Annotated in this window: 22 protein-coding genes and 1 rRNA gene; 5 read left to right on the top strand and 18 right to left on the bottom strand. The window is 59.7% G+C overall.

The features are described 5' to 3' along the window. Positions 1 to 3: 3 nt before the first annotated feature. The 10 genes from ACTQZK_RS09970 to ACTQZK_RS10015 form a co-directional block, all read right to left on the bottom strand. Positions 4 to 789, bottom strand: a complete 786-nt coding sequence (locus ACTQZK_RS09970; RefSeq protein WP_114566158.1) for an ABC transporter ATP-binding protein — start codon at positions 787 to 789, stop codon at positions 4 to 6. Further along, positions 779 to 1,771 (bottom strand): FecCD family ABC transporter permease, encoded by a 993-nt coding sequence (locus ACTQZK_RS09975; protein ID WP_114566157.1) that lies wholly within the window; start codon positions 1,769 to 1,771, stop codon positions 779 to 781. The genes ACTQZK_RS09970 and ACTQZK_RS09975 overlap by 11 nt, the downstream gene beginning before the upstream one ends. An 11-nt stretch (positions 1,772 to 1,782) precedes the next feature. Next, the gene (gene isdE, locus ACTQZK_RS09980) at positions 1,783 to 2,685 is read right to left on the bottom strand and encodes a heme ABC transporter substrate-binding protein IsdE (protein WP_114566156.1); all 903 of its coding nucleotides are present in this window, start codon (positions 2,683 to 2,685) and stop codon (positions 1,783 to 1,785) included. An 11-nt stretch (positions 2,686 to 2,696) separates the two neighbouring features. After that, complete coding sequence (locus ACTQZK_RS09985; protein ID WP_258552578.1) at positions 2,697 to 3,587, bottom strand: heme-binding Shp domain-containing protein; 891 nt, start codon at positions 3,585 to 3,587, stop codon at positions 2,697 to 2,699. A 2-nt stretch (positions 3,588 to 3,589) separates the two neighbouring features. Further along, positions 3,590 to 5,116 carry an NEAT domain-containing protein gene (locus ACTQZK_RS09990; protein ID WP_114566154.1) on the bottom strand — a complete coding sequence of 509 codons (1,527 nt, stop codon included), beginning with the start codon at positions 5,114 to 5,116 and terminating at the stop codon, positions 3,590 to 3,592. Positions 5,117 to 5,741: 625 nt separating this feature from the next. Next, a complete protein-coding gene (locus ACTQZK_RS09995; protein ID WP_216529997.1) occupies positions 5,742 to 6,212 on the bottom strand; it encodes a VanZ family protein in 471 nt (156 codons plus the stop codon). Beyond that, positions 6,212 to 6,769, bottom strand: coding sequence for an isochorismatase family cysteine hydrolase (locus ACTQZK_RS10000; protein ID WP_216529998.1), 558 nt, complete (start codon positions 6,767 to 6,769; stop codon positions 6,212 to 6,214). Before ACTQZK_RS10000 ends, ACTQZK_RS09995 begins: the two co-directional genes overlap by 1 nt. A gap of 29 nt (positions 6,770 to 6,798) precedes the next feature. Next, positions 6,799 to 7,359, bottom strand: coding sequence for an NAD(P)H-dependent oxidoreductase (locus tag ACTQZK_RS10005; RefSeq protein ID WP_216529999.1), 561 nt, complete (start codon positions 7,357 to 7,359; stop codon positions 6,799 to 6,801). 43 nt (positions 7,360 to 7,402) lie between these two features. Further along, on the bottom strand, positions 7,403 to 7,954 hold the full coding sequence (locus ACTQZK_RS10010) for a TetR/AcrR family transcriptional regulator (RefSeq protein WP_225749810.1): 552 nt from the start codon (positions 7,952 to 7,954) through the stop codon (positions 7,403 to 7,405). Positions 7,955 to 8,213: 259 nt separating this feature from the next. Continuing rightward, the gene (locus ACTQZK_RS10015; protein WP_114566150.1) at positions 8,214 to 9,176 is read right to left on the bottom strand and encodes a DUF5692 family protein; all 963 of its coding nucleotides are present in this window, start codon (positions 9,174 to 9,176) and stop codon (positions 8,214 to 8,216) included. A 229-nt stretch (positions 9,177 to 9,405) separates the two neighbouring features. Here ACTQZK_RS10015 and ACTQZK_RS10020 point away from each other — a divergent pair, with 229 nt between their 5' ends. Next, the gene (locus ACTQZK_RS10020; RefSeq protein WP_114566149.1) at positions 9,406 to 10,320 is read left to right on the top strand and encodes a hypothetical protein; all 915 of its coding nucleotides are present in this window, start codon (positions 9,406 to 9,408) and stop codon (positions 10,318 to 10,320) included. Positions 10,321 to 10,727: 407 nt separating this feature from the next. Here the strand turns inward: ACTQZK_RS10020 and ACTQZK_RS10025 are convergent, their stop codons facing one another. The 4 genes from ACTQZK_RS10025 to ACTQZK_RS10040 all read right to left on the bottom strand — a co-directional run bounded on the left by ACTQZK_RS10025 (position 10,728) and on the right by ACTQZK_RS10040 (position 14,741). Further along, a complete protein-coding gene (locus ACTQZK_RS10025) occupies positions 10,728 to 11,027 on the bottom strand; it encodes a YerC/YecD family TrpR-related protein (protein WP_114566148.1) in 300 nt (99 codons plus the stop codon). Between the two features lies 1 nt (position 11,028). Further along, a complete protein-coding gene (gene cimA / locus ACTQZK_RS10030) occupies positions 11,029 to 12,609 on the bottom strand; it encodes a citramalate synthase (RefSeq protein WP_441899564.1) in 1,581 nt (526 codons plus the stop codon). Positions 12,610 to 12,612: 3 nt separating this feature from the next. Further along, positions 12,613 to 13,536, bottom strand: coding sequence for a branched-chain amino acid transaminase (locus tag ACTQZK_RS10035; RefSeq protein ID WP_114566146.1), 924 nt, complete (start codon positions 13,534 to 13,536; stop codon positions 12,613 to 12,615). 368 nt (positions 13,537 to 13,904) lie between these two features. Next, positions 13,905 to 14,741: a MerR family transcriptional regulator gene (locus tag ACTQZK_RS10040; RefSeq protein ID WP_441899566.1), complete on the bottom strand. Its 837-nt coding sequence runs from the start codon at positions 14,739 to 14,741 to the stop codon at positions 13,905 to 13,907. Positions 14,742 to 14,845: 104 nt separating this feature from the next. On the opposite strand from ACTQZK_RS10040, the gene ACTQZK_RS10045 reads away from it, so the two are divergent. Both ACTQZK_RS10045 and ACTQZK_RS10050 read left to right on the top strand, forming a co-directional pair. After that, positions 14,846 to 15,163 carry a DMT family transporter gene (locus ACTQZK_RS10045; protein ID WP_441899568.1) on the top strand — a complete coding sequence of 106 codons (318 nt, stop codon included), beginning with the start codon at positions 14,846 to 14,848 and terminating at the stop codon, positions 15,161 to 15,163. A gap of 1 nt (position 15,164) precedes the next feature. Continuing rightward, positions 15,165 to 15,539: a DMT family transporter gene (locus ACTQZK_RS10050; protein WP_441899570.1), complete on the top strand. Its 375-nt coding sequence runs from the start codon at positions 15,165 to 15,167 to the stop codon at positions 15,537 to 15,539. Positions 15,540 to 15,624: 85 nt separating this feature from the next. Here ACTQZK_RS10050 and ACTQZK_RS10055 read toward each other — a convergent pair whose 3' ends face one another. Then, complete coding sequence (locus ACTQZK_RS10055; protein ID WP_114566142.1) at positions 15,625 to 17,715, bottom strand: glutamine synthetase III family protein; 2,091 nt, start codon at positions 17,713 to 17,715, stop codon at positions 15,625 to 15,627. A 512-nt stretch (positions 17,716 to 18,227) separates the two neighbouring features. Here ACTQZK_RS10055 and ACTQZK_RS10060 point away from each other — a divergent pair. Further along, on the top strand, positions 18,228 to 19,967 hold the full coding sequence (locus tag ACTQZK_RS10060) for a putative bifunctional diguanylate cyclase/phosphodiesterase (protein ID WP_441899572.1): 1,740 nt from the start codon (positions 18,228 to 18,230) through the stop codon (positions 19,965 to 19,967). Positions 19,968 to 19,975: 8 nt separating this feature from the next. Then, positions 19,976 to 20,329 carry an Hpt domain-containing protein gene (locus ACTQZK_RS10065; protein WP_441899574.1) on the top strand — a complete coding sequence of 118 codons (354 nt, stop codon included), beginning with the start codon at positions 19,976 to 19,978 and terminating at the stop codon, positions 20,327 to 20,329. A 61-nt stretch (positions 20,330 to 20,390) separates the two neighbouring features. Here ACTQZK_RS10065 and ACTQZK_RS10070 read toward each other — a convergent pair whose 3' ends face one another. From ACTQZK_RS10070 to rrf, 3 genes are all read right to left on the bottom strand, one after another. Beyond that, the gene (locus ACTQZK_RS10070) at positions 20,391 to 23,168 is read right to left on the bottom strand and encodes an ATP-binding protein (protein WP_441899576.1); all 2,778 of its coding nucleotides are present in this window, start codon (positions 23,166 to 23,168) and stop codon (positions 20,391 to 20,393) included. Between the two features lie 146 nt (positions 23,169 to 23,314). Then, positions 23,315 to 23,845, bottom strand: a complete 531-nt coding sequence (locus tag ACTQZK_RS10075) for a GNAT family N-acetyltransferase (RefSeq protein ID WP_441899578.1) — start codon at positions 23,843 to 23,845, stop codon at positions 23,315 to 23,317. Positions 23,846 to 23,995: 150 nt separating this feature from the next. Beyond that, positions 23,996 to 24,082 (bottom strand): 5S ribosomal RNA (rrf, locus tag ACTQZK_RS10080); the annotation flags it as partial.

Below are 24,082 nucleotides of genomic sequence, written 5' to 3' on the forward strand. Positions count from 1 at the left end.
CTTTCATACCGCTAACACGTACGGCTTGCCCCGTACGCGCACCACGTCCAGGTCAACTCCGTACACCTGGCTTAGAAAAGCGGGGGTCACCACATCGTGCGGCGCTCCCTGCGCAACAATCCGCCCCTGCACCAAGGCCACGATCTCATCGCTGTACTCGATGGCTTGATTCATATCGTGCAGCACCATGACCACGGTCATGCCGTGCTCTTCGTTGAGCATGCGCACCAACTTGAGTATTTCCAGCTGGTAGCGCACATCCAAAAACGTGGTAGGCTCGTCAAGCAGCAGCACATTCGCCCCCTGGGCAAGCGCCATGGCCATCCACACGCGCTGGCGCTGTCCGCCCGAAAGCGACGAAATGACGCGATGCTCGACATCCTTCAAATCGCAGGTAGCAAGAGCCCACTCGATCATGCGAGCATCCTGCTCCCGATCGGGCAAAGACCGTCGCACCCCCAGCTTTCGATAGGGAGAACGCCCGTAGCCGACCAAAGTTCGCACCTCCGCGTCAGCCGGAGCCATATTGTGCTGATGCACAACCGACACCAACTTGGCGAAGTCCGCAGGACGCACGTCCGCAACGTTTCCGGCGCGCAAGAACACCCGGCCTTCCTGCGGCTTGAGGCGCTTGGTCATCACGTTGAACAGCGTTGTCTTTCCGGAACCGTTCGCTCCGAGCAGCGTGGTCACCGCCCCTTCGCGCACGACAAGATCCAGTCCCTTGAACACGCGGGTCGACCCGTACGAAAATCCAACGCCCTCAAGGGTGAACGCGTTACCCGCCATACGTATCACGCGCCCTTCTCAGCAGCAAAATGAACGCGGGGCCGCCCACTACCGACATGACGACAGCGGCGCTAATCTCGTACGGTGCGGCAATGGTTCGTCCCACGGTGTCGGCCAACAGCAGGCAAAACGCGCCGAGCACCATAGAATACGGAATAAGCAGCCGGTGTCCCGACCCCACCAAAATGCGCGCACAATGCGGGACCACCAAGCCTAAAAAGCTGATCGGTCCCACGATAGCCGTGGCAACCGATGCCAACAAAACGGCAAAAGCGGAAACCACCAGGCGGTTTTTCGTCACGTCCACGCCAAGCGAAGCAGCCGTCTCGTCGCTCAGCGACAAAAGATCGCAACGCCTGGCAACAAACAGGGCCGGAACCAACCCGGCAAGCGCATACCCCGCAAGCGTGAAGAAATCGCTCCACGTTTTAGCCGAGATGTTCGCATCAACCAAGCTGGCAACGCCCGTCAACACCCCGCCCGATCCCGTGCTGAACGCAGAAGACAGCCCGGCGAACAGAGTGCTCATCGCGATGCCGGTCAAGATGATGCGCACAGGCGCGAGCGCTCCCCCTTTCCACGACAACGCGTACACCAGCGCGAACGCAAGAAGGCCCCCTGCGCACGCGGCAATCGGCATGAAAAAGAACAGCGAGGGTGCAAACGCCGTCACCAAAATAGCAGCGAACGACGCGCCCGCGTTGACGCCGATAATGCCCGGATCCGCCAAAGGATTGCGCACGGCCGCCTGCAGCAGCACGCCCGACACAGCCAAGGACGCGCCGGCCACAAGCGCAATGAATATACGGGGGAAGCGCAGGTCGAAAATGGTTGCAACCCGATCGTCGTAGGCCACAAACAAGCCCGCAAGCAGCTCGTCGACAGGCACCTTGAGCGTGCCCGCATTGACGGCGAACGCGAACAGCGCCGCCACGGCACCTACTGTAAGCGCGAATGCCGCGATATTTCTGGCTTTACGCATAGCTCCTTGTCCTAAACGGTTTCGCCGTTGCCGTACAGCAGCGGCTTAAGTTCTTCGAGCGCTTCCGGATAGGCAAACGTCGCGCTCATTCCGAATCGCTCATGCGAAAGGTCGTAGACGCGCCCCGCACGCACGGCACGGAAGTGCTTCCACGTGTCGTTCGAGGAAAACTCCTGAGCGAACATCTCCATGACCTGGTCGGGAAGAGCATGTGACGTACGCAAAATGACATCCGGGTCGCGATCGAGCATGTCCTCGACGCTCACGTTAACGAATGCGTCCGCAGCATCTGCGTACACGTTTTCGCCACCGGCCTGCTGCACAAGGCTGCCCGCGTAACTTCGCGGCGTCGCCACCAAATACGACCCGGGAACGCCCATGAGAACCAAAACGCGCGGACGGGCAAGCCCTTCTATTCCCTGCCGATACGCGGTCATGAACGCTTCGTATTCAGCGCGCGCCTTCAGCGCCTCGGCTTCGCGCCCGAAAGCGACGCCCAGGTAATCCATCGAGCGATGCAAGCCCTCCACGCTGTTCAGGTCAACGAACATGGAAGGCACTCCTATCTGGGCGAACTTCGGCTGCAAGTCGTTCAGCAGCGATCCGGGCGCCACGATGCAATCGGGCCGCAACATCGACAATTTCTCCAGGTCGGGTCCCATAGGAGGGCCTACCACCTCCGCATCGCCGTATCGCTGCGGCAATGCGCGCGACGTAGCGGGAACGCCCACCAGGTCAAGGTCAAGCCGATCGCACATGCTTGCAACGGCCGGCGAAGTGGCCACGATGCGCTTTCCCGATCGCTCGTCCCCGCCGTCGCGCGCAGGATGCTGGTCCACGCACGAGGAAAGGGCGCACAGCACAGCCAGACACAGCGCCGCAAGCCCAACCCGGGCAAACGTTCTCCCGCTCATGCAACGAAGCCCTAAGCCTCGGGCGGCGCGCTGCCGCCATGCCCCGCTGCCGCTGCGGCAGCGTTATCGCTTCGCGCCTTGCGCTTGCGACCGTACGCCAGGTAGTACGTCGCAGCCACGGCCGCGACTGCCGCCGTAGCTGCAACCGCGGCAATCGCATACGTCTGGGGAGAAGCGAAGATCGGGGCGGCAGAGCCCGTCACCTCGCGACCTTCGCCGTCGAACTCCCTCACGCCCGAGCCTGCGGAATCGCCGGACGCGGCAGTTGAAGCGGCAGAACCCTCCAACGCTTCGCTCGATCCCCGAGCCGTTCCACCGTCCGGCGCTTGGCCCTGCTCGGACCCTTGGCCAGCAACGATGCTTTCGACAAAACCTTCCGAGTTTCCGGGAGCCGCATCGGACAACTGCACGAAGTACACCACCGAGCGCCCCATGGGATGCACGTACATCGAAATGCGCAACGTAGCCTGCGCCGATGCCACCTGCGCACGATAGTCCGCCGTATTGAGCTCGGCATCGCGCTGCATTATCTCGGCCGCAACGTCCTCGGAATAAACGCCCGTACGATCGACGTCGGAGGCAATGCTGACCTCGCCGATCTGGTCAGCCTGGGAAAGCCTGATGGTCACGAACTCGCTTCCGTCCGCATCTTTCTCGACAAGCGCCGAGGATCCGGTAATGCCTTGGCTCATCGACGTCCCCAAAGCCTCGCTTGCCTGCCCGCCCGAATCCTCGATCACGCCGGTGTCGGGATTAGCGTAGCTCGCATGAACCGCAGCTGTCGAAACCGATGAAACTGCCGCATGAGCAGGAGAACCGCCAACGGAAAGCGCAGCAGAGAACGCCAGGGCAACAACGGCGACAAACGCGCGCGAGGACTTCACGGCGAACGATGACCGCACGTTCAACGACCTTCCCCTCGCCCCTGCAGCGAAAAGCGTCGCCGCGCTGCCGCGCCGACCGCAACCGCTCCCGCCGCAACCGCAACGGCTCCTGCGGCAACAGCCAAGCCGTCGTCTCCGGTCTTCGGCAGATACGAACCTTGCGCACCGCCGGAAGCGGGGCTATTGCCGGTCTTTCCGCTGGTCGGAACACCTGCGTCGCCCGACCCCAAATCCTTCACCTTTGCATCTCCCAAATACAGATGCAGGTCGGCAGACACGTCGCCGCCGCCCATTTCGCGCATGGGCTTGATGGTCATCGTGATGGGCAGCACCACGGTATCCTTCGAAGCTGCGATCACCACGCTGTACGTACGGCTTGCGCCGTTTTCGCTCACCACCGAGGCCGCGTATCCGCCGTACGAGAGTTTTTCGACGTAGTCCGACCTGTTCGTCGTAAAGCGCACTTCGAACATGCCATCGGAACGAGGAACCACGTAAGCGGTGTCGCCGAAATACTGATCGGCCATCGACAGCTCGCCGGAATTCGCCTTGTAAAACTTCATAGGCACGGCATACGTATGCCCGGCAACGTATTCGGCGCGAGAAGAAGCGGCGCTCGGCTGCTGAGGCTGCGAAGGAGTTGTCGTCGAGTTCCCGTTTCCGTTCGAGGCGTCGGTACCCGGCTTTTCAGGCGTCGGAGCAGGCTGTTCGGTTCCGGGACCCTCCGGAACAACGGGGTCGACCGCATCAGGCGAGCCATTGAACGTCTCGATAGCCGACGCCAAATCCGCTTCGGCAGCCACGATCTCCTCCGGCGTTGCAGCGGCGCCCTTTTCGACAACGGCACGGGCGCGCGCGATAGCATCCTGCAAAGATCGATACGCCTCGTCGCTCTTGCCACCCTGCGCGATGGCGGCGGCTTCATCGACAAGGGTCTCCAAGGGTCGGCCCTCGCCGTCAAGGCTGTCAACCGTCAAGCCGCTCCAGTCGATCAGGACCGCAGCGGTCTGGCGATTGTCGCCCATGGCCTGCGCGCCAAGTCGCAACGCAACGTAACCGGAAGTCTTGGCAACCTCGCCCAAAGGAACATCCGCCACGAACGGCCTACCGGCTTCGCCGCCAAAGTCCACAACTGCAACATCGGATCCGTTGGTGGCAAGCGCGTTCCCATCCACGTGATACGACCCGAAATATCCCAGGTAGTTGCAGTACTGACCCAGAACCTGCCCGCTCATATTGAGGCTGAGCGTGTACGCCCCATGACGCACCGTCAGCAAACCAATCGGATCCAGCGCACTGCTTGCAATCGAACCCTGAGACGAACTCAAGTTGGAAGCCTGCAACATGCGCACCGGAACCGCATAAGTTCCGTTCGCAAGATTATCCTTATCCAAGGAGACAGAGCTTCCCGTCGCTGCCTCTGCAGTCGGCATCGGCGCTGCGCCAACAGCCATGGCCTGCGCCGGCACTGCGCCCGCCGCCAAAGCAAACGCCAGCGCAACAGCGGAGCCTCGCGCGACAACGCCCGCCTTCATCGAATGTTCCATGGATATCCTTTCGTGTCGAACCGCCCGCTTCAAAGGGCTTTCCCCTGCATTACATGCATGCGAAATATATTATTAGCTTAGTAGTAATATGTTATCTAAGGCTAACTTTTTGACACGATACCACAGAACTTTACAAATTCCTATGCAAAAGTTTTTCCGAACTTTGCCGCTACGCCAAAATCGGCACGGCTCGAAGACGCCGTTTTGCCACGCGCCTCGCTCGCTCAAAGCGGCAGTCTCATCAAATGGGTGACAGCGTTTCCTATGCAGAGAAGGCGCGCGCACGAAAAATCGCTTTCCGTGGCAGGTTTTGACGGTTTGAGGTCGTCGAAGCCGGCGAATCGCGCGCACCCGAAGACATCACGCAGCGACCCAACGCCGTGATCAGGTAAAACAGAATGCAAATCAGACGACGAAAGAAGCGGCGCCCCGTTCGACGACCTCAAACCGCAAGAACCTGCCAGCCATCAAGCTTTTACGAACCCCACGTGCAAAACAAGGCGGCCGAAGACGCGCGCAGCCGTCGCCGGGCGGCTGCGCGCGTCTTCGGCCGCCTCGCATTCCTCAGCCAGCATCGTTTTCTCAACCTGGCACGCAATCTCTGCGGCGGAACAAGCAGGAAAGGCTACCGCGCGTCGTTCGGAACCCGCCCCTCAAGGCGCCGGCTCAGCAGGAAGAACGCAATCCCCGAGCCCAACGCGGCACCCGCGGTGTCAACCGCCCAATCCACGGGATCGCACATGCGACCAGGAACGAACAACTGATGGAACTCATCGGTCACGCCGTACAGACTGCCGCACGCAACAGCCAGCGCGCAAGCACGTCGAAGGGGCATGTGGCAACGCAGCGCATTCGCCCACAACGCACCGAACACGGTGTATTCGCAGAAATGCGCAATCGAGTTGATGGCATCGGCCTCGGGTCCCAAGATGTGCGCCTGCAGCTCCTTCAACGCCTGATACAGGTGCGAAAGGAGTCCCGTGCCTTGATTCAGATCGCTGCCCGTGTTCGCCGACATGCAAAAGATGAACACCGCCCAAGCAGCAACCGCCAACCAGCTCAGAATCGTGAATCGTTTGGATTTCAGGTGACCCATCAGCGATTGGCCACCTTGATCTGCAGGCTTTCCATCGTATCGAGGGCAGCCTCGTTCAAGCGGACGTCGAACGAACCCGTGCATGCGGCATCAACCGTAACCGGCACATCGGGACATGCGGTCTTCACCAGCACCGCATTGGCCACCACGCATATATTGGACACCAACCCCACCAGCTCGATCTCCTCGAACGGCAGCGCTCCCGCTTCGTCGGCTGCACGCTGGGCCGACCTCAACCAATCGAACAACTCGACCGAGCCGAAAACGGGCTTGAAAAACACTTTGTCAGAGTCGAGCAGTTCCGAAGCAACCGCTCCGTACAGCTTGTGACCAGGCGTATTCTCGATGCAGTGTTCAACCGGAAGGTTGCGCCCTTCCTGGGTGCTCAGGTAGTCGGATCCGTGCGTATCGAACGTAAATACAACGTCGTCCCCCCGTTTCCGGTACTCCGAAATCTTGTTCGCAATAGGCTGCGCGAGCTTTTCCGCTCCCGCAAAGCCCAACGCGCCATCTACAAAGTCAACCTGATAGTCCACCACAATCAGCAAGCGACTCATGTGCATTCCTCCTCTGCCTTACCGCCAACTCACCCGAGCTTCGCCATCTGAGCGCGCGCCTTGTCCATCTGATCCTCAACGTCAATGCCCACGATGTCCAAGCCCTCCGCCGCCACGAAACGCGTTTCCGGTATTCCGAACATGCGCGCAATGCCGCACAGATAGTCGTATCCGAAGTTCGCATCCCCCACGAAGCCGCCGGACGTCGTAAGGTACGTGAGGGTCGCCGCCTTGCACAAGCCCTCGCACCGCGCATCCTCGGTAAAATGAAACGTGCTGTCGCACACGCTGACATGCTCCAGATACACCTTGAGCGAAGCCGGGAACGAGAGGTCCCAGTACGGCGCGCCAATTACAATGTCATCCGCCTCGGCGAACTGGCGCGACAGCGCGAATATCGGATCGTCCCACGCACCCGCAGTCTGCTTCTCCACGCGATCCGCCACCATATCGGCGTCAAAAGGCTTCAACGCGAGCGCCGCCAAGTCAACTTCGACGACGTCCTGCTTCCGCGCAAGGTACTCGCGGCACAACGTAAGTGTACGGGAATCATGCCCCCTCATGCAGGCATTCACGAACAATGTGGTCATTGCGGCTCCTATCGCCCTGAACGATTCATCGGCTTTCGTTCGCTCATGATACCGCAATTGGATCCATGTCCAGGCGCAATGCCTGCTCAACCACCTTCATAAGAGCTTCGTCGGATATGTCGGGATTGATTTTGACAAGGCCCACCAAGCCGAATATGACCACGCAGAACATCTCGTACACCAGGTCTATTTCAATATGGTGGTATTCCGCGTACTCCACTACGATGTGATCGTGAATGCAGTCCACCGTTTCGCGCACGGCGCGCACGTCGAACGAGTCGCGCATCCCCAGCTCTTCGAGCACGCGAATCATCGGACGCTGATTGCCCTCCGCGTCGTACAGCGCGCGCCGAAACGTGGCGATGCAGGTTTTAAGGGATCCGGGCGTATCGCCGAACGCGCGCGATTCGTTCCACACGACCACGCTTTCCACCAGGTCTTCTACGTAGTCGTCCAGCACCGCATCGATGACGGCTTGCTTGTTTTCGAAGTAATAGTAGACCAGTTCACGCGTGACGCCCGCCTCTGCCGCAATGTCCTTCACGGTAGTCGCGCGCACGCCTTGCCGCTCGAACAGCGAACGGGCCGCGGCCATGATATCCCCCGCCGGGCCATCGAGTCGCTTGCGCTCGATCAAAGAACGCCCGCAATCGCGCCGCGCCGGCTCGTATCTGGTCTGTCGGGTGCCCAACCGCATTGCATCTCCCCTCGCGCCGAAACGCGCATGGACGCGCACAGGGCGATCCTGTGCGCGTCCATTATACGAAAGATGACTCTGTTCAGTCATGGCGAAGATGCGTTGCGCGTCAAGCGGCTGCCGACGCGGGGCGCAGTCGCCCTCGCGCCGACGCATGCTAACGGTTTTCCTGGGCGACCCGCTGGTACGCCTTCGTATCGGCGTACAGCTCGTCCTTCACCGGGTTCAACTTGCAGCGGCGAATCTTGCGGAACTGGTAGACGGCAAGCGCCACGTTCGACGCAAGCGCCACCAAGCTCACCGCGAAGAACGCAGCCGGATTATGCGTGGTCGGAATTGGAGCCAGCACATCGGCGAACTGGGGCACCGTCATAACGAACATGATCCACAAGCCCAGCGTTTGAGCACGATGCTGCAGCCAAGCGCCCTTCTTGATGAAGAACGTGGGAATCGTGCATGCCAGCAGCAGCGCCAAGCCGCAGTAGGCGGAGTGGTCGGAAATGCAGTTGTACGTGTAGGCGAAGTTCCACAGATCGTACGCGATGATCCATGCCCAAATCATGTCGGGCCAAATCATGTCCTTAGACGAGTCCTTCGAGATGAAGATGCCGAACCAACCGCAAATGGTAACGATATTCAAAATGCCCGCAATGCCGTTCATGATGTTCCACGGACCCGAAATCGTCCACAGGTTCTCGACGATACCGCCCTGCCATAGCCCGAAGCTGAACACCTGGAAATCGCGGATGACCGCTTCGGCAATATTGATCGCCAGAATAAGAGGCGGGAAGCACAAGGCCCACTTCTTTTCGTACAGATGGTGCACCTTGCCGTCCTTGCCGCGCCACTTCACGAAGCGCAGCGCGATGAATCCCAGGCAGCCGGCCAACGCCGAGTACGTTTTCACCCAGTTGAACCACGTGCCCGTACCGTATTCGTTGCCAGGCGCCGCCGTAGTCGGCCACACGAACACGGTCAAAACGATAGGCACCACGGCAAACAGCGCAATGCCCGCCCACAGCGACGTGCGGCCCAGTTCGTTGAACGCCATAAGCGCAAACAGGATGAACAGCCAAATGGCCCAGTACAGCGGATCGGCCGCTTGATACAGAATGCCCACGAGAATCGCCCCTTTGCAAACTCTCTTGCGGCGAACCCCTCCGTCGCCACCCATACGCCCCGCAGTATACGAGGGGCTTTCAAGGAAGTCTTTCACACAAGGGGTCCTTTTGTGAAAGAAGCCGAATCGCAGACGATGCTAGACTGGCGCCAAGCGCGCCACCTGGGAAAAGAGCGCGAATGCCGTCGCGAAAGACGGCCAGGTCGTTTCGGCAGAAAGGGGATTCGCCATGACCGTGCCCGTTTGGGTCACACCCGTCTCCATGGTTGTCTACACCGTGTTGCTCATGCTGCTCACCGAGTTCATGAGGCGACATTACCGCACGTCAATGTGGGTATGGGTAATTTCTCTGATTACCGTTCCGCTTTGGATCGCCAACATTCCGGGCGACGACTGGTTCCGCTGGGCCAAAAACCTGTCCGTCATTTTGCCGCTCATCTTCGCGGGGCTCGGACGCATCGCCGCCGTCGAGCAGAAAGACACTCCTTTCTGGCGGCTCATGCGCAAACGCTGGGTTCGATGGGTGCTGTACGGAATCGTGTTCTGCAACATTGCCGAAGCCACGCTGCGCGACGTGCAGATGGGCAATACAATGAACGCCCTAGCTGGATTCATCCTGTGCATTACCATGCCCTTCGGTGACAAATTCTGGAAATACGACACTTCCAGCCATGGCGAGATCCTGTCCTACACCGTACCCATGTGGAACTTCCTCTACACCACCTGGAACGCCTGCTTCGTGTACGCCGAGGGCCATGAGTTCTTCGCTTCCACCTGCTGCATCCTGGCAGCGGCCGAATTGTATCCCATCGTCATGCGAAGGCCGGAACTCTACATCACCGGGCGTATTTACACGCTTGGCGCGCACCTTTTGCTGCGCAGCTGCTTCCCGCTTTTGTTCCCCACCATCATGAACAGTGCTTCCTGGTTCAACCCCGAAGTCATGTACTGGTGGGGCATGGTCAACGGCATCATCGGCATCCCATTCGTATTCTGGTACTGCTACCAGCTCAACAGCGGAAAGGCGCCGGTAACGTTTCGTCGCGGCGCCGCGCGTCAGAAGTACCTGGAAGGCCGTGCAAACGGCACTATCGACGAATACGGCGACCCGGTAGCGCCGCCCGCAACGGCAACCGGCGCATAGAGGTCGACACCAGCTGCTCAAGAAGGTTTCGTCCAGAACGCACGAAGGCCCGGTCGGACTCGCCCCGCGAGCCGTCCGGGCCTTCGGCGAAAACGCCGAAAACGACGTGGAACGTGGCGCGGAATTGCGGGTCTGCGCTTCTGGATACGCGCCTTCGACAATCGTTGAGGGTACTGCACTTTGCTGGCCTGGACCGTTAATGCAAGCGCACAAAACAACCGCGCCCGATAAGCCGAGCAAGGAGCACAGACCCGCGATTTCGCGTCACGTTCTGCGGCCGCCGCGCGTCGATGACGGCTCAACGGCAGAATTGGACGCATCGGCGCCGCGGCAACAGGAGCGCGCTGCGAGCAGAACTCAACTTGCAGGCCGCAACCCTTGGACCGCAAAGCCGTCCTCGTAAAACCCTACCCGCGCTTCGAGGTGTCGCCAAGCGCAGCAAGAGCGGCACCGTAGCCGCCGGACCCGTAACTCAAGCACTTCGACACGCGCGCGATGGTCGTGGCCGACGCACCGGTAGCTTCTTCAATGGCCGCGTACGACTTCCCCGCATCAAGCTGTCGAGCCACAGCCAATCGTTGCGAGGTATCCTTGATCTCTCGAATAGTGAACAGGTCTTCCAACAGGGCGAAAATGGTGTCTTCGTCGTCGAGCGCAGCGAACACGTGCAGCAGATCTTCAACTTCGGGCGTCCTGAGATCGCTCATGCTACTCTCCCATCTTCATGAGGCCGTACTCTATGGAATCCACGATGGCATTCCACGAAGCCTCGATAATGTTTTCCGACACGCCCACGGTTCCCCAACTGCCAGAGCCGTCGCTTGTGGTGATGACAACGCGGGTGATGGCGTCGGTGCCCACGTTCTCGTCCAGGATACGTACCTTGTAGTCCACCAGCTCCATGTCTGCCACCTGGGGATAAAAGGCCACGATAGCCATGCGCAGCGCATTGTCCAAAGCGCCAACGGGACCCGCGCCTTCGCCGGTGGCCACGAATCGCCGATCGCCTACGTGAATCTTGATCGTAGCTTCGGACATCGCGTCCTTCGCAAGAGCGCCCGTATCCTCATGGTCGTCCACGATAACGCGAAAACTCTCCAGCGTGAAATGGGGGCGATACGCGCCCAAATGCCGCTGCAGCAGCAATGCCAGCGAACCGTCGGCGACCTCGTACGAGTACCCGCCCGCCTCGCGCTGCTTGATGTCGTCCAGAATACCCTGAACCTTGTCAAGATGGGGCGTCAGGTCAATGCCCAGCCCGCGTGCCTTCGCCATAAGAGACGCCTTGCCCGCAAGCTCGCTTACCAGCATGCGAGCATTGTTCCCCACGCTTTCCGGCGAAGCATGCTCGTACGCTTCGGGGAATCGGGCGATAGCGCTGGCGTGCAAGCCGCCCTTGTGCGCGAACGCCGAAGCCCCCGTGTACGGATGATGGGTCGGCAGGGCCATATTGCACGACTCGGCCACGAACTGCGCCACGCTGGTCAGCTGGCGCAGGTTGTCCTTCCCCACGCACGTCATGCCCATTTTGAGCTCAAGATCGGCAATGACCGTGAGCAGATCGGTGTTGCCCACGCGCTCGCCGAAGCCGTTCACCGTACCCTGAACCTGCACCGCTCCCGCACGAACCGCCGCAAGCGCGTTGGCCACCGCGCACCCGGAGTCATTGTGACAGTGAATGCCCAGTTGCTGGCCGGGAACGGCAGCAGCCGTCGCGCGCACGACCTCCTCCACCTGAAACGGCAGCGCGCCGCCGTTGGTCTCGCACAAATCCACGGAGTCGGCGCCGGCTTCGCTAGCAGCACGCACGCACGCAAGCGCGTACTCGGCGTTGGCAGCATAGCCGTCGAAGTAGTGCTCGGCATCGAACACCACCTGCAAGCCGCAACGCTTCAAAAACGCTACGGAATCGCGAATCATTCGCAGGTTTTCCTCAAGCGTCGTCTGAAGCGCGCGCGTGACCTGGGCATCCCAGGTTTTTCCCACGATAGTGGCAACCGGAGCCCCGCTTGCCACCAAATCGGCAAGACCTTGGTCTTGCTCGGCGGCAACGCCTTTTTTGCATGTGGACCCAAACGCCGCTATGCGCGCGTGGCGAAGCGGGAGGGTTTGCACGCGCTGGAAAAACGCTATATCTTTAGGGTTGGACGCGGGGAAACCTCCTTCGATGAAGTCGATTCCCAGCGCGTCCAACCGCTCGACGATGCGCAGCTTGTCCTCAAGCGACAGCGTGATGCCTTCGCATTGCTCGCCGTCGCGCAACGTGCTGTCGTACGTGAGGATTTTCAATGGCTATACTTCCGCTACCCATTCGGCATACTCTTCGATGTTGCCATAGACAACGTCGAAGAAGCGCTCCTGCAAAGCGCGCGTAACCTGCCCGGGCTTGCCCACGGTGCGGCCATCCACAGATCCGATCGGCGTAAGCTCGGCGGCGGAGCCGGTCATGAACACCTCGTCGGCCACGTAGAGATCGGCGCGCGTCAGGCTCTCCTCGATAGCGGGAATCTCCAGGTCATCGGCCAAGCACAACACCGTGTCGCGCGTGATGCCCTCCAGCAGGCCGTCGGACAGCGGCGGCGTCGACAGGATACCGTCGCGGACAATGAACAGGTTCTCGCCCGTTCCCTCGCACACCAATCCCGCCTCGTTCAGCATGATGGCCTCGGCATAGCCGTGCTCCTTGGCCTCCAGCTTCGCCAGGATGGAGTTCATGTAGGAAGCGGTGCTCTTCACCGCAGGAGGAATGGCGTTGTTGGAGCGCTGGCGCCAAGACGACACGCCCACGGCCACGCCCTGCTCGAGCGCATCGGCGCCCAAGTAGCTGTCCCACGGCCAGCAAGCGATGGCCACGTCGGTCGTCGATCCGGTCGGGTCGACGCCCATCACGCCGTAGCCACGATACACGATGGGGCGGATGTAGCACTTCTCAAGCTTGTTCGCGCGGATCACTTCAAGCGTAGCATCGCACAACTCGTCAACCGTGTACGGCAGATCGATGCAGGCAATTTTGCAGCTGCGATGCAGGCGCTCCATGTGGTCGCGCAGGCGGAATACGTAGCTCTTCTTGGTGTCGGGGTTCTGATAGCAGCGAATGCCCTCGAACACGCCGGAGCCGTAATGCAGCGAATGGGACAGGATGTGCGTCGTGGCATCCGCCCAGGGGACCAGCTCCCCGTTTTTCCAAATGTACTCGACTTCTGTGATGCCTGCCATATTCATCCCTTCTCGCTGACACCGGAACCGTTACCGTCTGCAATGGTCACACCGCTGCGGTTTGACCGCAATGGGCAAAAGGGCGAGTCCATACGGTTTGACGTGCAGATTTCGTCTAAGCTACCGCGTTTATTGTACTCCAATGCGCTAAAGCGAACGCACCGGTTCCGGCAAAGGGCCGCCGATTCGACGAAAGGGACAGAAAAGGCAAACCGAGCGCGTCGCCGCCCAAAGCAGCCGGGCGGCACCTCCGCGCTTTCCGCGCTCCCGCGCTGCGCCCAAGAGCATCAAGAGCACCGCCGAAACGCGCCCAGCCCCCCCCTGAAACCGGAGGCAGAACGGAACCGGCCGCTGGCAACCGATAGGAACTAGCCTCTCAAAACCTCGACGATAGTGCGGTCGGTCCTCAACTCGGCATCCCAAATCTCGAACGCCAGCAGAGTGTCGATACCGGATGCAGTTCGCGCCTCCTTGAAAACCTCGCGATAGCACAATTCGAACGTTTCGCGCTCGACCCGCCGGCCGCAAAACGTGCCGCCCGGCAGCGCAAGCAGGCGCATGCCGCGCTCCTGCGGCGGCGCGGCCAGCTCTTCTCCCGGCAGTGCCTGCACCTCAAGCGCAACGTACCAGGACGGCTCCGGCGCCTCGGCCCCCTCCTTCCCGCCATCGCCCGGAAGGCAAATCATGCCCTGCAAGAACAACGGCGCCATGGATGCGCGCTTCGTTTCGCCGTACAGCTCGGACATAGCCCTCGTATAGCGCTTCGCATCGAACGCAGCGTGGCCCCAGGGCATCGCCAAAAACGTGCGCTTTCCCAGCACGCGCTCGTACGGGGCCGGCGAGGTGCGCAACGCATGCTGTACGGCAATCTCGCGACGATACCCGTCCAATTCCAGCAGAATGGCCTGCGTGTCGCGCAGCTTTTCCTTTGCCAAAATGTACGCGCGCTCCAACAGGGACGATATATCCATCGCGCCGCAGTCGGACACGTAGTCGGCCAGCTCTTTCAGCGGCACGCCCAGCTGCACGCACGACACGATCACGTCCAGTTCGTTCATCTGACGCAGCGCATAGTAGCGATAGCCGGTATCGGGGTTCACGTACGCGGGGCGCAAAACGCCAATGCGCTCGTAATAGCGCAGCGCCTTCACGCCCACGCCCTTGAGGTGGGCCACTTCGCCGATAGACAGCAGGTCGTTTCTCATGGCGCTCCTCTGCATTCTGCATATAAAGCAATTGACTCTCCCCTTAGGGGATACTTTAGGATATCAGAACTTGGCCAATCGGAGCCAAGCGAATAGGAGGAATCATGTCGCCCTACGTGCTGCTCGGCATCGCCGTCATCTTCGAGGTGTTTGCCGACTCCATGATGAAGCTCTCGAACGGCTTCACGCGAAAAGCGCCCATTATTGGCATCGTCATTGGATACATCGTTGCGTTTTACCTGATCGCGCAAACACTCGAGCAACTACCGCTCGGTTTCGCCTACGCGGTATGGACCGGTCTCGGCATTGCGCTCACTGCCGTGGTGGGCACCGTGTTCTGGCATGAGGGCTTCAACGCGAAGAAGATCGTGGGCCTTATAGCCATCATCGCCGGCGTGGTCGTTTTGAAGATGGGAGTGTAACATGGGCCGTGTACATCCCTATGCGCTGCTCAGCGTGTCCATCATCCTCGAAGTGTTCGGCACTACCATGATGAAGCTGTCGGAAGGGTTTTCCGTGCCGCTGTTCACCGCGCTGATCCTTGCGGGCTATCTCGTGTCGTTTACGCTGCTCACGTTCACGTTGAAGCACCTGCCGCTCGGCCTCGTGTACGGCATCTGGGGCGGCGTGGGCACCGTGCTGACGGCCGCCATCGGCATTATCGCCTGGGGCGATCCCTTCAACGTAATCACGTGCGTGGGCATTGCGCTGGTCGTCGGCGGCGTGGTGCTGCTGAACCAAGGCACGCAAGAGCTGGAAGATGCGCGCGAAGCGGCGAAGGACGCGCAGCAAGCCTAAGCCGATGCAGAGCGCCAGCCCCCGAAAGTCGCAGGACAAAAAAGCGCCCCGATTCGTTTTGCGAATCGGGGCGCTGCTCGTTTCCTTACACGTAGAACAGAATGTCGTTGTACGTGGGAACTGGCCACATATCGCGATCCACCAGTATCTCCATGCTGTCCACAGCCGCGCGCAAAGCTTCCATGACGGGAACGATCTCGTGGGCGTACACGTTCGCCTTTTCCTGCTCGTTCTCCATCTTCTGTGCAGCGTGATGCATCGAGTCAAGCTTCTGCAGATGCGTGTCGATCTCCTTGATGCCGCCCAGCAACTTATGCAGCAACGTTTCCTGCTGGCTGGTCTCGGCGCCAGGAGCCGCCGTTTTGAACGCCGTGATGCTGTCGGCAATCTCGGCCGCATACGCGTTGATAGCTGGCAAGAACGCACGGCGCACCATGCGCTTCATCGTACGCACCTCGATGTTCAGCAGCTTGGTGTACTTCTCCAGCTTCACCTCGTAGCGGCTGCGAACCTCAATCTCCGACAGCACGCCGAACTCTTCGAACAACGCGATGCTCTTCGGATCGACGAAGCACGGAAGCGCGTCGACGGTGGTCTTGTAGTTCGCCAGCCCGCGACGCTCGGCCTCGACCTGCCATTCCTCGGAGTACCCGTTCCCGTTGAAGATAATGCGCTGGTGCTTCGCGAGCGTCTTCTTCACGTACGCGATAGCCGCCGCCTCGAACTCTTCGCCCGACTTGCCCTCCATGGCGTCGGCGAATTCCTTGAGGCTTTTCGCCATGGCCGTGTTGAGGATCATGTTGCAATCGGACAGGTTCACCGCAGAGCCGGGCATGCGGAACTCGAACTTGTTGCCCGTAAACGCGAAGGGGCTGGTGCGGTTGCGGTCGGTGTTGTCCTTGAGGAAGTTCGGCAGTACAGCAACGCCCAGGTCCATGGCCACTTTTTCCGCATTCGTGTACTCATGCCCGTCAACGAGCGCATCCACGATGGCGTCCAGCTCGTCGCCCAAGAAAATGGAGATGATGGCCGGGGGAGCCTCATCCGCCCCCAGGCGATGATCGTTGCCCGCCGACGCCACCGACATGCGCAGCAATTCCTGGTAATCGTCGACCGCCTGGATGACGCCCGTCAAAAACACCAGGAAGCGCAGGTTGTCCATGGGGCTTTCCCCGGGCTCGAGCAGGTTCGTCTTGCCCTTGGAAAGCGACCAGTTGTTGTGCTTGCCCGACCCGTTGATGCCCGCAAACGGCTTCTCGTGCTGCAGGCATACAAGACCGTAGTGGCTGGCCAGAAGGCGCATCTTCTCCATGGTCAGCAGGTTTTCGTCGATCGCCCGGTTCGCGTTGGTGAAGATGGGAGCCAGTTCATGCTGAGCGGGGGCCACCTCGTTGTGCTTCGTGCGCGCCGACACGCCCAAAGCCCACAGCTCGTTGTCGAGCTCTTTCATGAACTCGTTGACCGAAGGGCGAATGGCGCCGAAGTAATGCTCTTCCAGCTCCTGCCCCTTCAGCGGCGCATAGCCGAACAGCGTGCGCCCGCACATGATGAGGTCCTGGCGCTTCGCGTAGTCTTTCTCGGAAATAAGGAAGTACTCCTGCTCGGAACCCACGGTGGGCACCACGCGCTCGTGCGGCTCGCCGAACAGGGCCAGCACGCGATTCGCCTGCTCGTCGATGGCGCTCATCGAACGCAGCAGCGGGGTTTTCTTGTCAAGCGCCTCGCCCGTGTAGCTGCAAAACGCCGTGGGAATGCATAGAACCTCGTCCTTGATGAAGGCGTAGGACGTGGGATCCCAGGCCGTGTAGCCGCGCGCTTCGAACGTGGCGCGCAAACCGCCGGAAGGGAAGCTCGATGCGTCCGGCTCGCCCTGGATCAGCTCTTTTCCAGAAAAGCTCATGATGGCGCGCCCGTCGCTGCACGGGTCGAGGAAGCTGTCGTGCTTCTCCGACGTAATGCCCGAAAGAGGCTGGAACCAATGCGTGAAGTGCGTAGCGCCCTTCTCCATAGCCCATTCCTTCATGGCGTGAGCCACGACGTTCGCAACCTCGATTTCGAGCGGCTTGCCCTCTTTGATGGTCTTGAGCAGGCTTTTGTACGTTGCGGAAGGCAATCGCTCCTGCATCGTATGCTCGTTGAACACCATCGAGCCATAGATATCCGAAATCATCGCCATCGGCGTGCGCTCCTAACTTGTCGCATTCAAGGCGTGGCCCTTCCCCTGCGCGCAATCCGCCACACCCCCGTTGAGTCATCCGCATACGATAGCACGGCCGCAGGGGAAAACGCGCCTTCATCTTGCCTTATTCAAATTAACGGCGAAATGTTTCAAGAAGTTTTCGAACCTCGGAATTACGGCCGAAGCCGTAGGTTTGGGCGCGAATCGGCACCCGTGACAATTTTCGGTGAGTCCGAACCTCCCTGTTGGCCGCATCTTGAATTACGACCAGGCCTTTTATCCGTGAACCACGCGCAAGCAAGCCCTCGAAACCCCTCCGCAGCGTCGTAGGTGCCAATTCGCGTCCACATGCCAAGCTCGGCCGCCCCTCCCCGCAGCCAAAAGCCGGAGTCTCCCCGCAACCATACGTCATTGCAAGCGCCGCCGCCGAGCAATACAATATGCTTGCGTTTTGCGCGCCGCGCAACGCAATCGCAAGCGGCGCCGCGCATTGGAAAGGAGCACGCTACATGGACGCCCTCTGCTCCATGCTCATTGTCGACGACTCCAGAATCGATCGCACGCTTTTGGCCAATATGTTCGCCGAATCGTACTCCATCCTGGAAGCAACCAGTGGGCAGGAAGCTCTCGCCGCCATGGCCGAACGCAAGGTCGACGTCGTCGTACTCGACATAGACATGAAAGGCATGAACGGATTTGCGCTCATCGACGCGATGAAGGCCGACCCGTCGCTTTCAGATATACCCATCATCGTGGAAACCGGCGAATCGGCTCACGAGGAGCCGGCGCTTTTGCGCGGCGCAGATGACTTCATAGCGAAGCCCTTCAACACGACCGTCGCCCGCCGACGCGTCGACAACATCGTCACGAAGCACGTGCTTGAACGGGAGCAGCTGCAAGCAGCGCTGCGCGAAACCGAGCTCCTTGCCGCCCATCGCGCGCAAGAGCTCCTTTACGCGGCAGAACACGACGGCCTCACGGGCTTGTACAACCGTGCTGCGTTCTGCCGCAAAACCGCCGAACTGCTCAAGTCCCGCCCCCATGAAGCGTTCGCCATCGTGCAATTCGATATCGAACGTTTCAAGATATTCAACGAGCTGCACGGCAGCACCCGAGGCGACGAGGTTCTGAAGGCCATCGCGCAATGTCTCGACAAGACCATACGAGATCGCGGCGTATACGGACGCATGGAGGCGGATCATTTCGCGCTATGCCTGCCCAAAGATATGGCCCTGAGCGACAATCTGGCAACGCAGCTAGAACTTGCCCTCGCCAACGCGGAAGCGGAACACGAGATCGTGCTTTACTTCGGCATGTACGAAATAACGGACCGCACGATGCCGGTCGACATCATGTGCGACCGCGCGACGCTTGCGCTGCGTTCCATCAAAGGAAATTACAACACCCGATTCGCCCTGTACGACTCCAACATGCACCAGTCGCTCATCGCAAAGCACACAATGAAAGCCGAAGGGGAACGTGCGCTCGAAAAGAGGGAGTTCGAACCGTTCATCCAGCCCATTTTCAACCTTGCCTCGGGCGCTCTTGTCGGCGGCGAGGCCCTCGTCCGCTGGCGCCATCCCGACAAAGGCCTTATCCCGCCGGGACAGTTTCTTCCCTTTTTCGAGAACAGCGGCTTCATCGTCCGCCTCGATAGCCACATCCGAGAAGAAGTCTGCTGCTTTCTCGCTTCCATGGAAAGCAGCGGGATTGCCTCGGTCCCCCTGTCGGTCAACATATCGCGTCTGGAATTCTACGACCCGCACCTCTGCGACAATCTTGTCGACCTGGTAAAACGGTATAAACTTCCGCCCTCGCGATTGCGACTGGAAATCACCGAAAGCGCGTACGCCGACAACCTTCCGCAATTGCTGCAGGCAATGGGAAAACTGCAGCGATTCGGATTCACCGTGCTCATGGACGATTTCGGAACGGGGTATTCGTCGTTGAGCATGCTCCGCGACGTTCCTATCGACATGATCAAGCTCGATATGCGCTTCCTCGGCGGGGAAAGCAGGAACCGCGCCCGCGAAGAAAGCATCTTGCGAGCTATAGTTCCCATGGCAAAATCCCTCGGCCTCCCGGTTATCGCGGAAGGCGTGGAAACCCGCGACCAGGCATCGCTGCTCGAAAGCGTCGGATGCGACCTCGTGCAAGGATACCTGTACGCGCAGCCCATACCGAAAGATGAATTCTTGGCACTCGCAGTGCGCGAAACCGCGAAAAACGCCCTGAAGCAGAAAGCCTGAGGCACTTTATGGATAATCGGCTTCAACAACTCGAAACACTGGGCATCGACGTCGAAACCACCCTCAAGCGGTTTTGCGGCAATGTGAACCTGCTCATGTCCATGCTTGAGGTGTTCGTTCGGGAGGACACCCTTGAGAAGCTTCCCGAAGCGATGCGCGCGAAAGACTACGAAGCTGCGGAAAGCATCGCTCACGCCGTGAAAGGAACGGCTGCGAACTTGGGGCTCGCATCCCTCAGCACGCGATGCGATGCCCTAGTACAAGCAATACGGGCGAATCATCTGCACGATGCCGACGATCTGGCCCTGGCGGCGCTTGAAAGCTACCGGACGGCGCGAGCGAACATCAACGCGCTCTCTTAGCGCGGCCGCGGAATCGCGCAAGCAAGCCTGCGCTTGAACCCCGCCGCGCTCCTGCCGAAAGCTATCTTTTCAGCAAACGACCCAGCACGTCGAACAGCTCGTCGATATCCAAAGGCTTGGTAACGAACTCGTTCATCCCCGCGTCACGCGCCGCGTCCTCGCTCTCTTTGAACGCATTTGCCGTCATCGCAACAATGGGGATTTCACGCGCATCGGACCGAGGCAGAAGCCGAATGGCACGCGTGGCTTCCACGCCGTCCATAACGGGCATCCTCATATCCATGAGCACGGCATCGAACTCGCCGAGCCGACTTGCAGCAAACAGGTCTACCGCCTGCCGGCCGTCAATCGCCCAGGTCACCCGAGCACCATGCAACTCCAGCACATTCGTCGTGATAGCTGCGTTTACCGCCCCATCCTCCACAAGCAGAATATGGAATCCCTTGAATAGCTCCCGATCCACTGAACGATCCCGCCTGGGTTCAGGATCTCCCATTGCAAAGACAAGGGAGAAGCTGAACTCGCTTCCTGAACCAAGTTCGCTGCGAACCTGCAGTTCACCGCCCATAAGACGCACTAAGCTCTGGCAAAGCGGCAGACCGAGACCAGTCCCTTGGCTCTTCGAAGCAGCTGAGCCCACTTGGGCGAAAGCGTTGAATATGCGCCTCTGATCTTCAGGGGAAATGCCCACGCCGCTGTCAGCAACGCCGAAAAAGAACGTCGCCCGCTCCCCGTCGAAACCCGTCTCCTCAACGACAAGCCTCACGACGCCGCCCTCGGGCGTGAACTTGATGGCATTCGACAACAGGTTCGAAAGCACCTGCTTCAATCTCAGAGAATCGCCCACGACGCCTTCATGAGAAACCTTCGTTACCACCTGCAAATCGATGATCCGGGCATCAGCTTGCGCTTGCATCATATCCTGAAGTTCGGCAACGTTTTCCGTCAATGAAAAGGGCTCGTAGGCAATATCCATCATGCCGTTCTCCACACGACTGGTATCAAGAACGTCGTTGAGCAAACTCAGTAAATAGTCCGACGACGCTCGAAGTCGCGCTATGTTCTTGCGCAAGGCTTCCGGATCGTCTTTCTGCATATCCAGAACATCGGTGATGCCCACAACGGCATTCATAGGAGTTCGTATCTCATGGCTCATTCGAGAAAGAAACTCGCTTTTTGCACGGCCCTCCGCAGCCACCCGCTCGGCCTCAACGCGCATATCGGCCGCACGCACCCTCGATCGCGTTACGCCAACGGCAATAGCCAGAATCAGAAGCACCGTCACGGCAGCCAGGCCGGCAACCAGCATTGGATTTGCACTCAAGTAGTCAACCAGCGTAAGGGTACCGTACCCCGCAGTTATTCGGTTCTCCTCAACCGCCGCCGCCTTTTCGTTGACGGACATGCTGTTAAGGCTCTTGTTCACGATAGTCAGAAGATCGGGATCTGCCGGACGCGGCAGTGCGAAACAGATATCGGTTGCGCTGCCCGTTAAAGAGACCGGGACGACGTTGGAGTACACCCCCTGCTGCATCGCGCCCTCGATTTGAACGGACAAACCGAACACAACGTCAGCCTGACCCTTATCCACCATATTAAGCGCTTCGTGCTCGCTCTTGACGTAGCGCACATCCCCCGTCGGCACATCGCTGGGAATCTGCGTACCCTCAAGCGCGACATAGCGCAAATTCTCAGAAGGATACGCAACAAGCTTGTTGCGAGCAACCAGATTGCTGAACGTCGCATACGAGGAGGACAGAGCCAAGCCGGCTTGTGCCGCATCGTCTTCGTCGCCCAAGAAAAAGCCCAGCATATCCACCTGGCCGCTGCGCAGCGCGTCAAGGGCAGCACTGTACGATTCGACGTACAGGCAATCAACGTTCAAGCCGGAAAACGCCTCGATCCTATCGAGGAATCGATAGACCACGCCACCAACCCGACCGTCCTCCGAGTTGCCGCCTACGCTCAAAGGGCTATAGTCGCAAGGAAGCGCCACTCTTATCGATTTCTTTTTCTCTACGTACAGGCGCTCTTGATGGTTAACGCGATACATGTTGATATCTGCGTCGGGAAAGTTTCTAGCGTACGCCTCTTCCGCGAAGTTAGGATTCGCCTCCATAATATGCTCCAGGGCCCAGTTCAGACCATCTAGCACGTCTTGGTTTTCGGGGGTCGTCACCAAATAATGAGGCTGCCCATCAAAAATCGCAGCAGGGCGATAAGCACCCGTATTGTCAACGGCGTTTCCTAATAGCAAGTCGACCTCCCCGCTATCAAGCAGGTACTCCAGGGACCCGTCGACGAACTCATCAATCGTGTACTTCTTAATCGTACAGTCGATATTCTCCGTAGCCAGAAAGCCTTCTAACCGCCGTACGTTTTCTGTAGCTCGAGCCGACACGGCAATCGTTTTGCCGTTCAAATCGGCATAATCGTATCCGCGAATACTTCCGTCATCCCATCGCGAGAACAGCACCGATTTCGAAGGGCCGCAGCTGTATTCAGGATAGGCTATCCGCGACGCAGCCGCAGCAACGTAGTACGTGCCGCCTAAAAGATCGTACTCGCCCGACGTAAAGTTGCTTAATGCGAAATCGTCCGAAACGGTCACGTACTCGTATTCCCAGCCGGTGTACTTCGCGATTTCATTCAGATAGTCAACAACCAGCCCGCGATGAGAGCCGTCCTCGTCCGTCATGGAGAATCCTTCAACTTGAGGAAACAGCACGCGCAAAGGAGCACGATCGGGCGATTCATCTGCAAACGCAAGCCCTGCGCCCATCGCCGTCAATGCGCACGCAAAGGCGCATGCAAGAATGATCGACCCGAGTTTTTTCATCTCCGTTGCCTTCCGCGATCAGGCTGCGAGCCTAGCCGAGAGACGCCCTCCCACGCTTTCATGGTATACACGCAGACCATTCTCCCGCAAAGCCGGCCCCGCGGCAACAACGCGCAATTGGAGGTAGCAGAGTTCAATCGAGCGCACTACAGCGCAAGTTCGTACAGAACGAACCCTACCGTACCCAAGTCGTCATAGAAAAGGTCATGGATTCCCACTTTCTGAAACCCGCATGATTCGTACAGCCGATGAGATCGTTCGTTATCCGCAAACGTATCCAAGCGCAGGGCCTTCTTCCCGTGCGCCCGCGCGGCGGCTATACCGCCGTTCAGCAAAGCGCGGGCGCATCCTCGCCCATGGTACGCGGGCAGGGTAGCCAGCACATGGATCACCGAGACCTCGCTCAGGTCGGCGGATACGCGCCACGGAACGTTCTCGTAACCTGAAGCCCCGCTCCCGTTCAGCACCATGGCGGAAGCGATCGCGCCGTCTTCAGGAGCCTCGACAAGATACGCCTCGCCCGCATCGACCGATGCGCGCAAGAACGCGGGTGACGGATGCTCTCCGTGCTTCCAACGCACGTCGAAATCCGTGCCGCGCATCTCGTCGATCATTCTGGTGTAGAACGCCATGACGCGATCGAACTCGTCCGACCGAGCCGTCCTCGCTTGCAGCATGCGCACACTCCTCCTTCTCACGTTCGCGGCCTTCCCGGCGCGGTGCGCGCAGCATCGCGCCCATCCCCCCAAACGCGAAAGGGCCCCGGAACCTGTTACGGCTCCGGGGCCCTCCCCGCGGCCCGCGCGGAATACGCCGAGCGCCCTGCGCGAGCGCGACGTCCTATCCTCCCACAGCCTTGCGCTGCAGTACTTTCGGCGATGGCGGTCTTAACTTCCGGGTTCGGAATGGGACCG

Origin of the sequence: Paraeggerthella sp. LCP19S3_G8 (assembly GCF_052119225.1) — a bacterium.
Lineage (GTDB): Bacteria > Actinomycetota > Coriobacteriia > Coriobacteriales > Eggerthellaceae > Paraeggerthella > Paraeggerthella hominis.

What these genes read in the sequence shown, in the direction of transcription:
- ACTQZK_RS09970 (WP_114566158.1), bottom strand. Translation starts at nt 789, where the DNA reads ATGGCGGGTAACGCGTTCACCCTTGAGGGCGTTGGATTTTCGTACGGG.
- ACTQZK_RS09975 (WP_114566157.1), bottom strand. Translation starts at nt 1,771, where the DNA reads ATGCGTAAAGCCAGAAATATCGCGGCATTCGCGCTTACAGTAGGTGCC.
- isdE (WP_114566156.1), bottom strand. Translation starts at nt 2,685, where the DNA reads ATGAGCGGGAGAACGTTTGCCCGGGTTGGGCTTGCGGCGCTGTGTCTG.
- ACTQZK_RS09990 (WP_114566154.1), bottom strand. Translation starts at nt 5,116, where the DNA reads ATGGAACATTCGATGAAGGCGGGCGTTGTCGCGCGAGGCTCCGCTGTT.
- ACTQZK_RS09995 (WP_216529997.1), bottom strand. Translation starts at nt 6,212, where the DNA reads ATGGGTCACCTGAAATCCAAACGATTCACGATTCTGAGCTGGTTGGCG.
- ACTQZK_RS10000 (WP_216529998.1), bottom strand. Translation starts at nt 6,769, where the DNA reads ATGAGTCGCTTGCTGATTGTGGTGGACTATCAGGTTGACTTTGTAGAT.
- ACTQZK_RS10005 (WP_216529999.1), bottom strand. Translation starts at nt 7,359, where the DNA reads ATGACCACATTGTTCGTGAATGCCTGCATGAGGGGGCATGATTCCCGT.
- ACTQZK_RS10010 (WP_225749810.1), bottom strand. Translation starts at nt 7,954, where the DNA reads ATGGCCGCGGCCCGTTCGCTGTTCGAGCGGCAAGGCGTGCGCGCGACT.
- ACTQZK_RS10020 (WP_114566149.1), top strand. Translation starts at nt 9,406, where the DNA reads ATGACCGTGCCCGTTTGGGTCACACCCGTCTCCATGGTTGTCTACACC.
- ACTQZK_RS10025 (WP_114566148.1), bottom strand. Translation starts at nt 11,027, where the DNA reads ATGAGCGATCTCAGGACGCCCGAAGTTGAAGATCTGCTGCACGTGTTC.
- ACTQZK_RS10035 (WP_114566146.1), bottom strand. Translation starts at nt 13,536, where the DNA reads ATGGCAGGCATCACAGAAGTCGAGTACATTTGGAAAAACGGGGAGCTG.
- ACTQZK_RS10040 (WP_441899566.1), bottom strand. Translation starts at nt 14,741, where the DNA reads ATGAGAAACGACCTGCTGTCTATCGGCGAAGTGGCCCACCTCAAGGGC.
- ACTQZK_RS10045 (WP_441899568.1), top strand. Translation starts at nt 14,846, where the DNA reads ATGTCGCCCTACGTGCTGCTCGGCATCGCCGTCATCTTCGAGGTGTTT.
- ACTQZK_RS10050 (WP_441899570.1), top strand. Translation starts at nt 15,165, where the DNA reads ATGGGCCGTGTACATCCCTATGCGCTGCTCAGCGTGTCCATCATCCTC.
- ACTQZK_RS10055 (WP_114566142.1), bottom strand. Translation starts at nt 17,715, where the DNA reads ATGGCGATGATTTCGGATATCTATGGCTCGATGGTGTTCAACGAGCAT.
- ACTQZK_RS10060 (WP_441899572.1), top strand. Translation starts at nt 18,228, where the DNA reads ATGGACGCCCTCTGCTCCATGCTCATTGTCGACGACTCCAGAATCGAT.
- ACTQZK_RS10065 (WP_441899574.1), top strand. Translation starts at nt 19,976, where the DNA reads ATGGATAATCGGCTTCAACAACTCGAAACACTGGGCATCGACGTCGAA.
- ACTQZK_RS10070 (WP_441899576.1), bottom strand. Translation starts at nt 23,168, where the DNA reads ATGAAAAAACTCGGGTCGATCATTCTTGCATGCGCCTTTGCGTGCGCA.
- ACTQZK_RS10075 (WP_441899578.1), bottom strand. Translation starts at nt 23,845, where the DNA reads ATGCTGCAAGCGAGGACGGCTCGGTCGGACGAGTTCGATCGCGTCATG.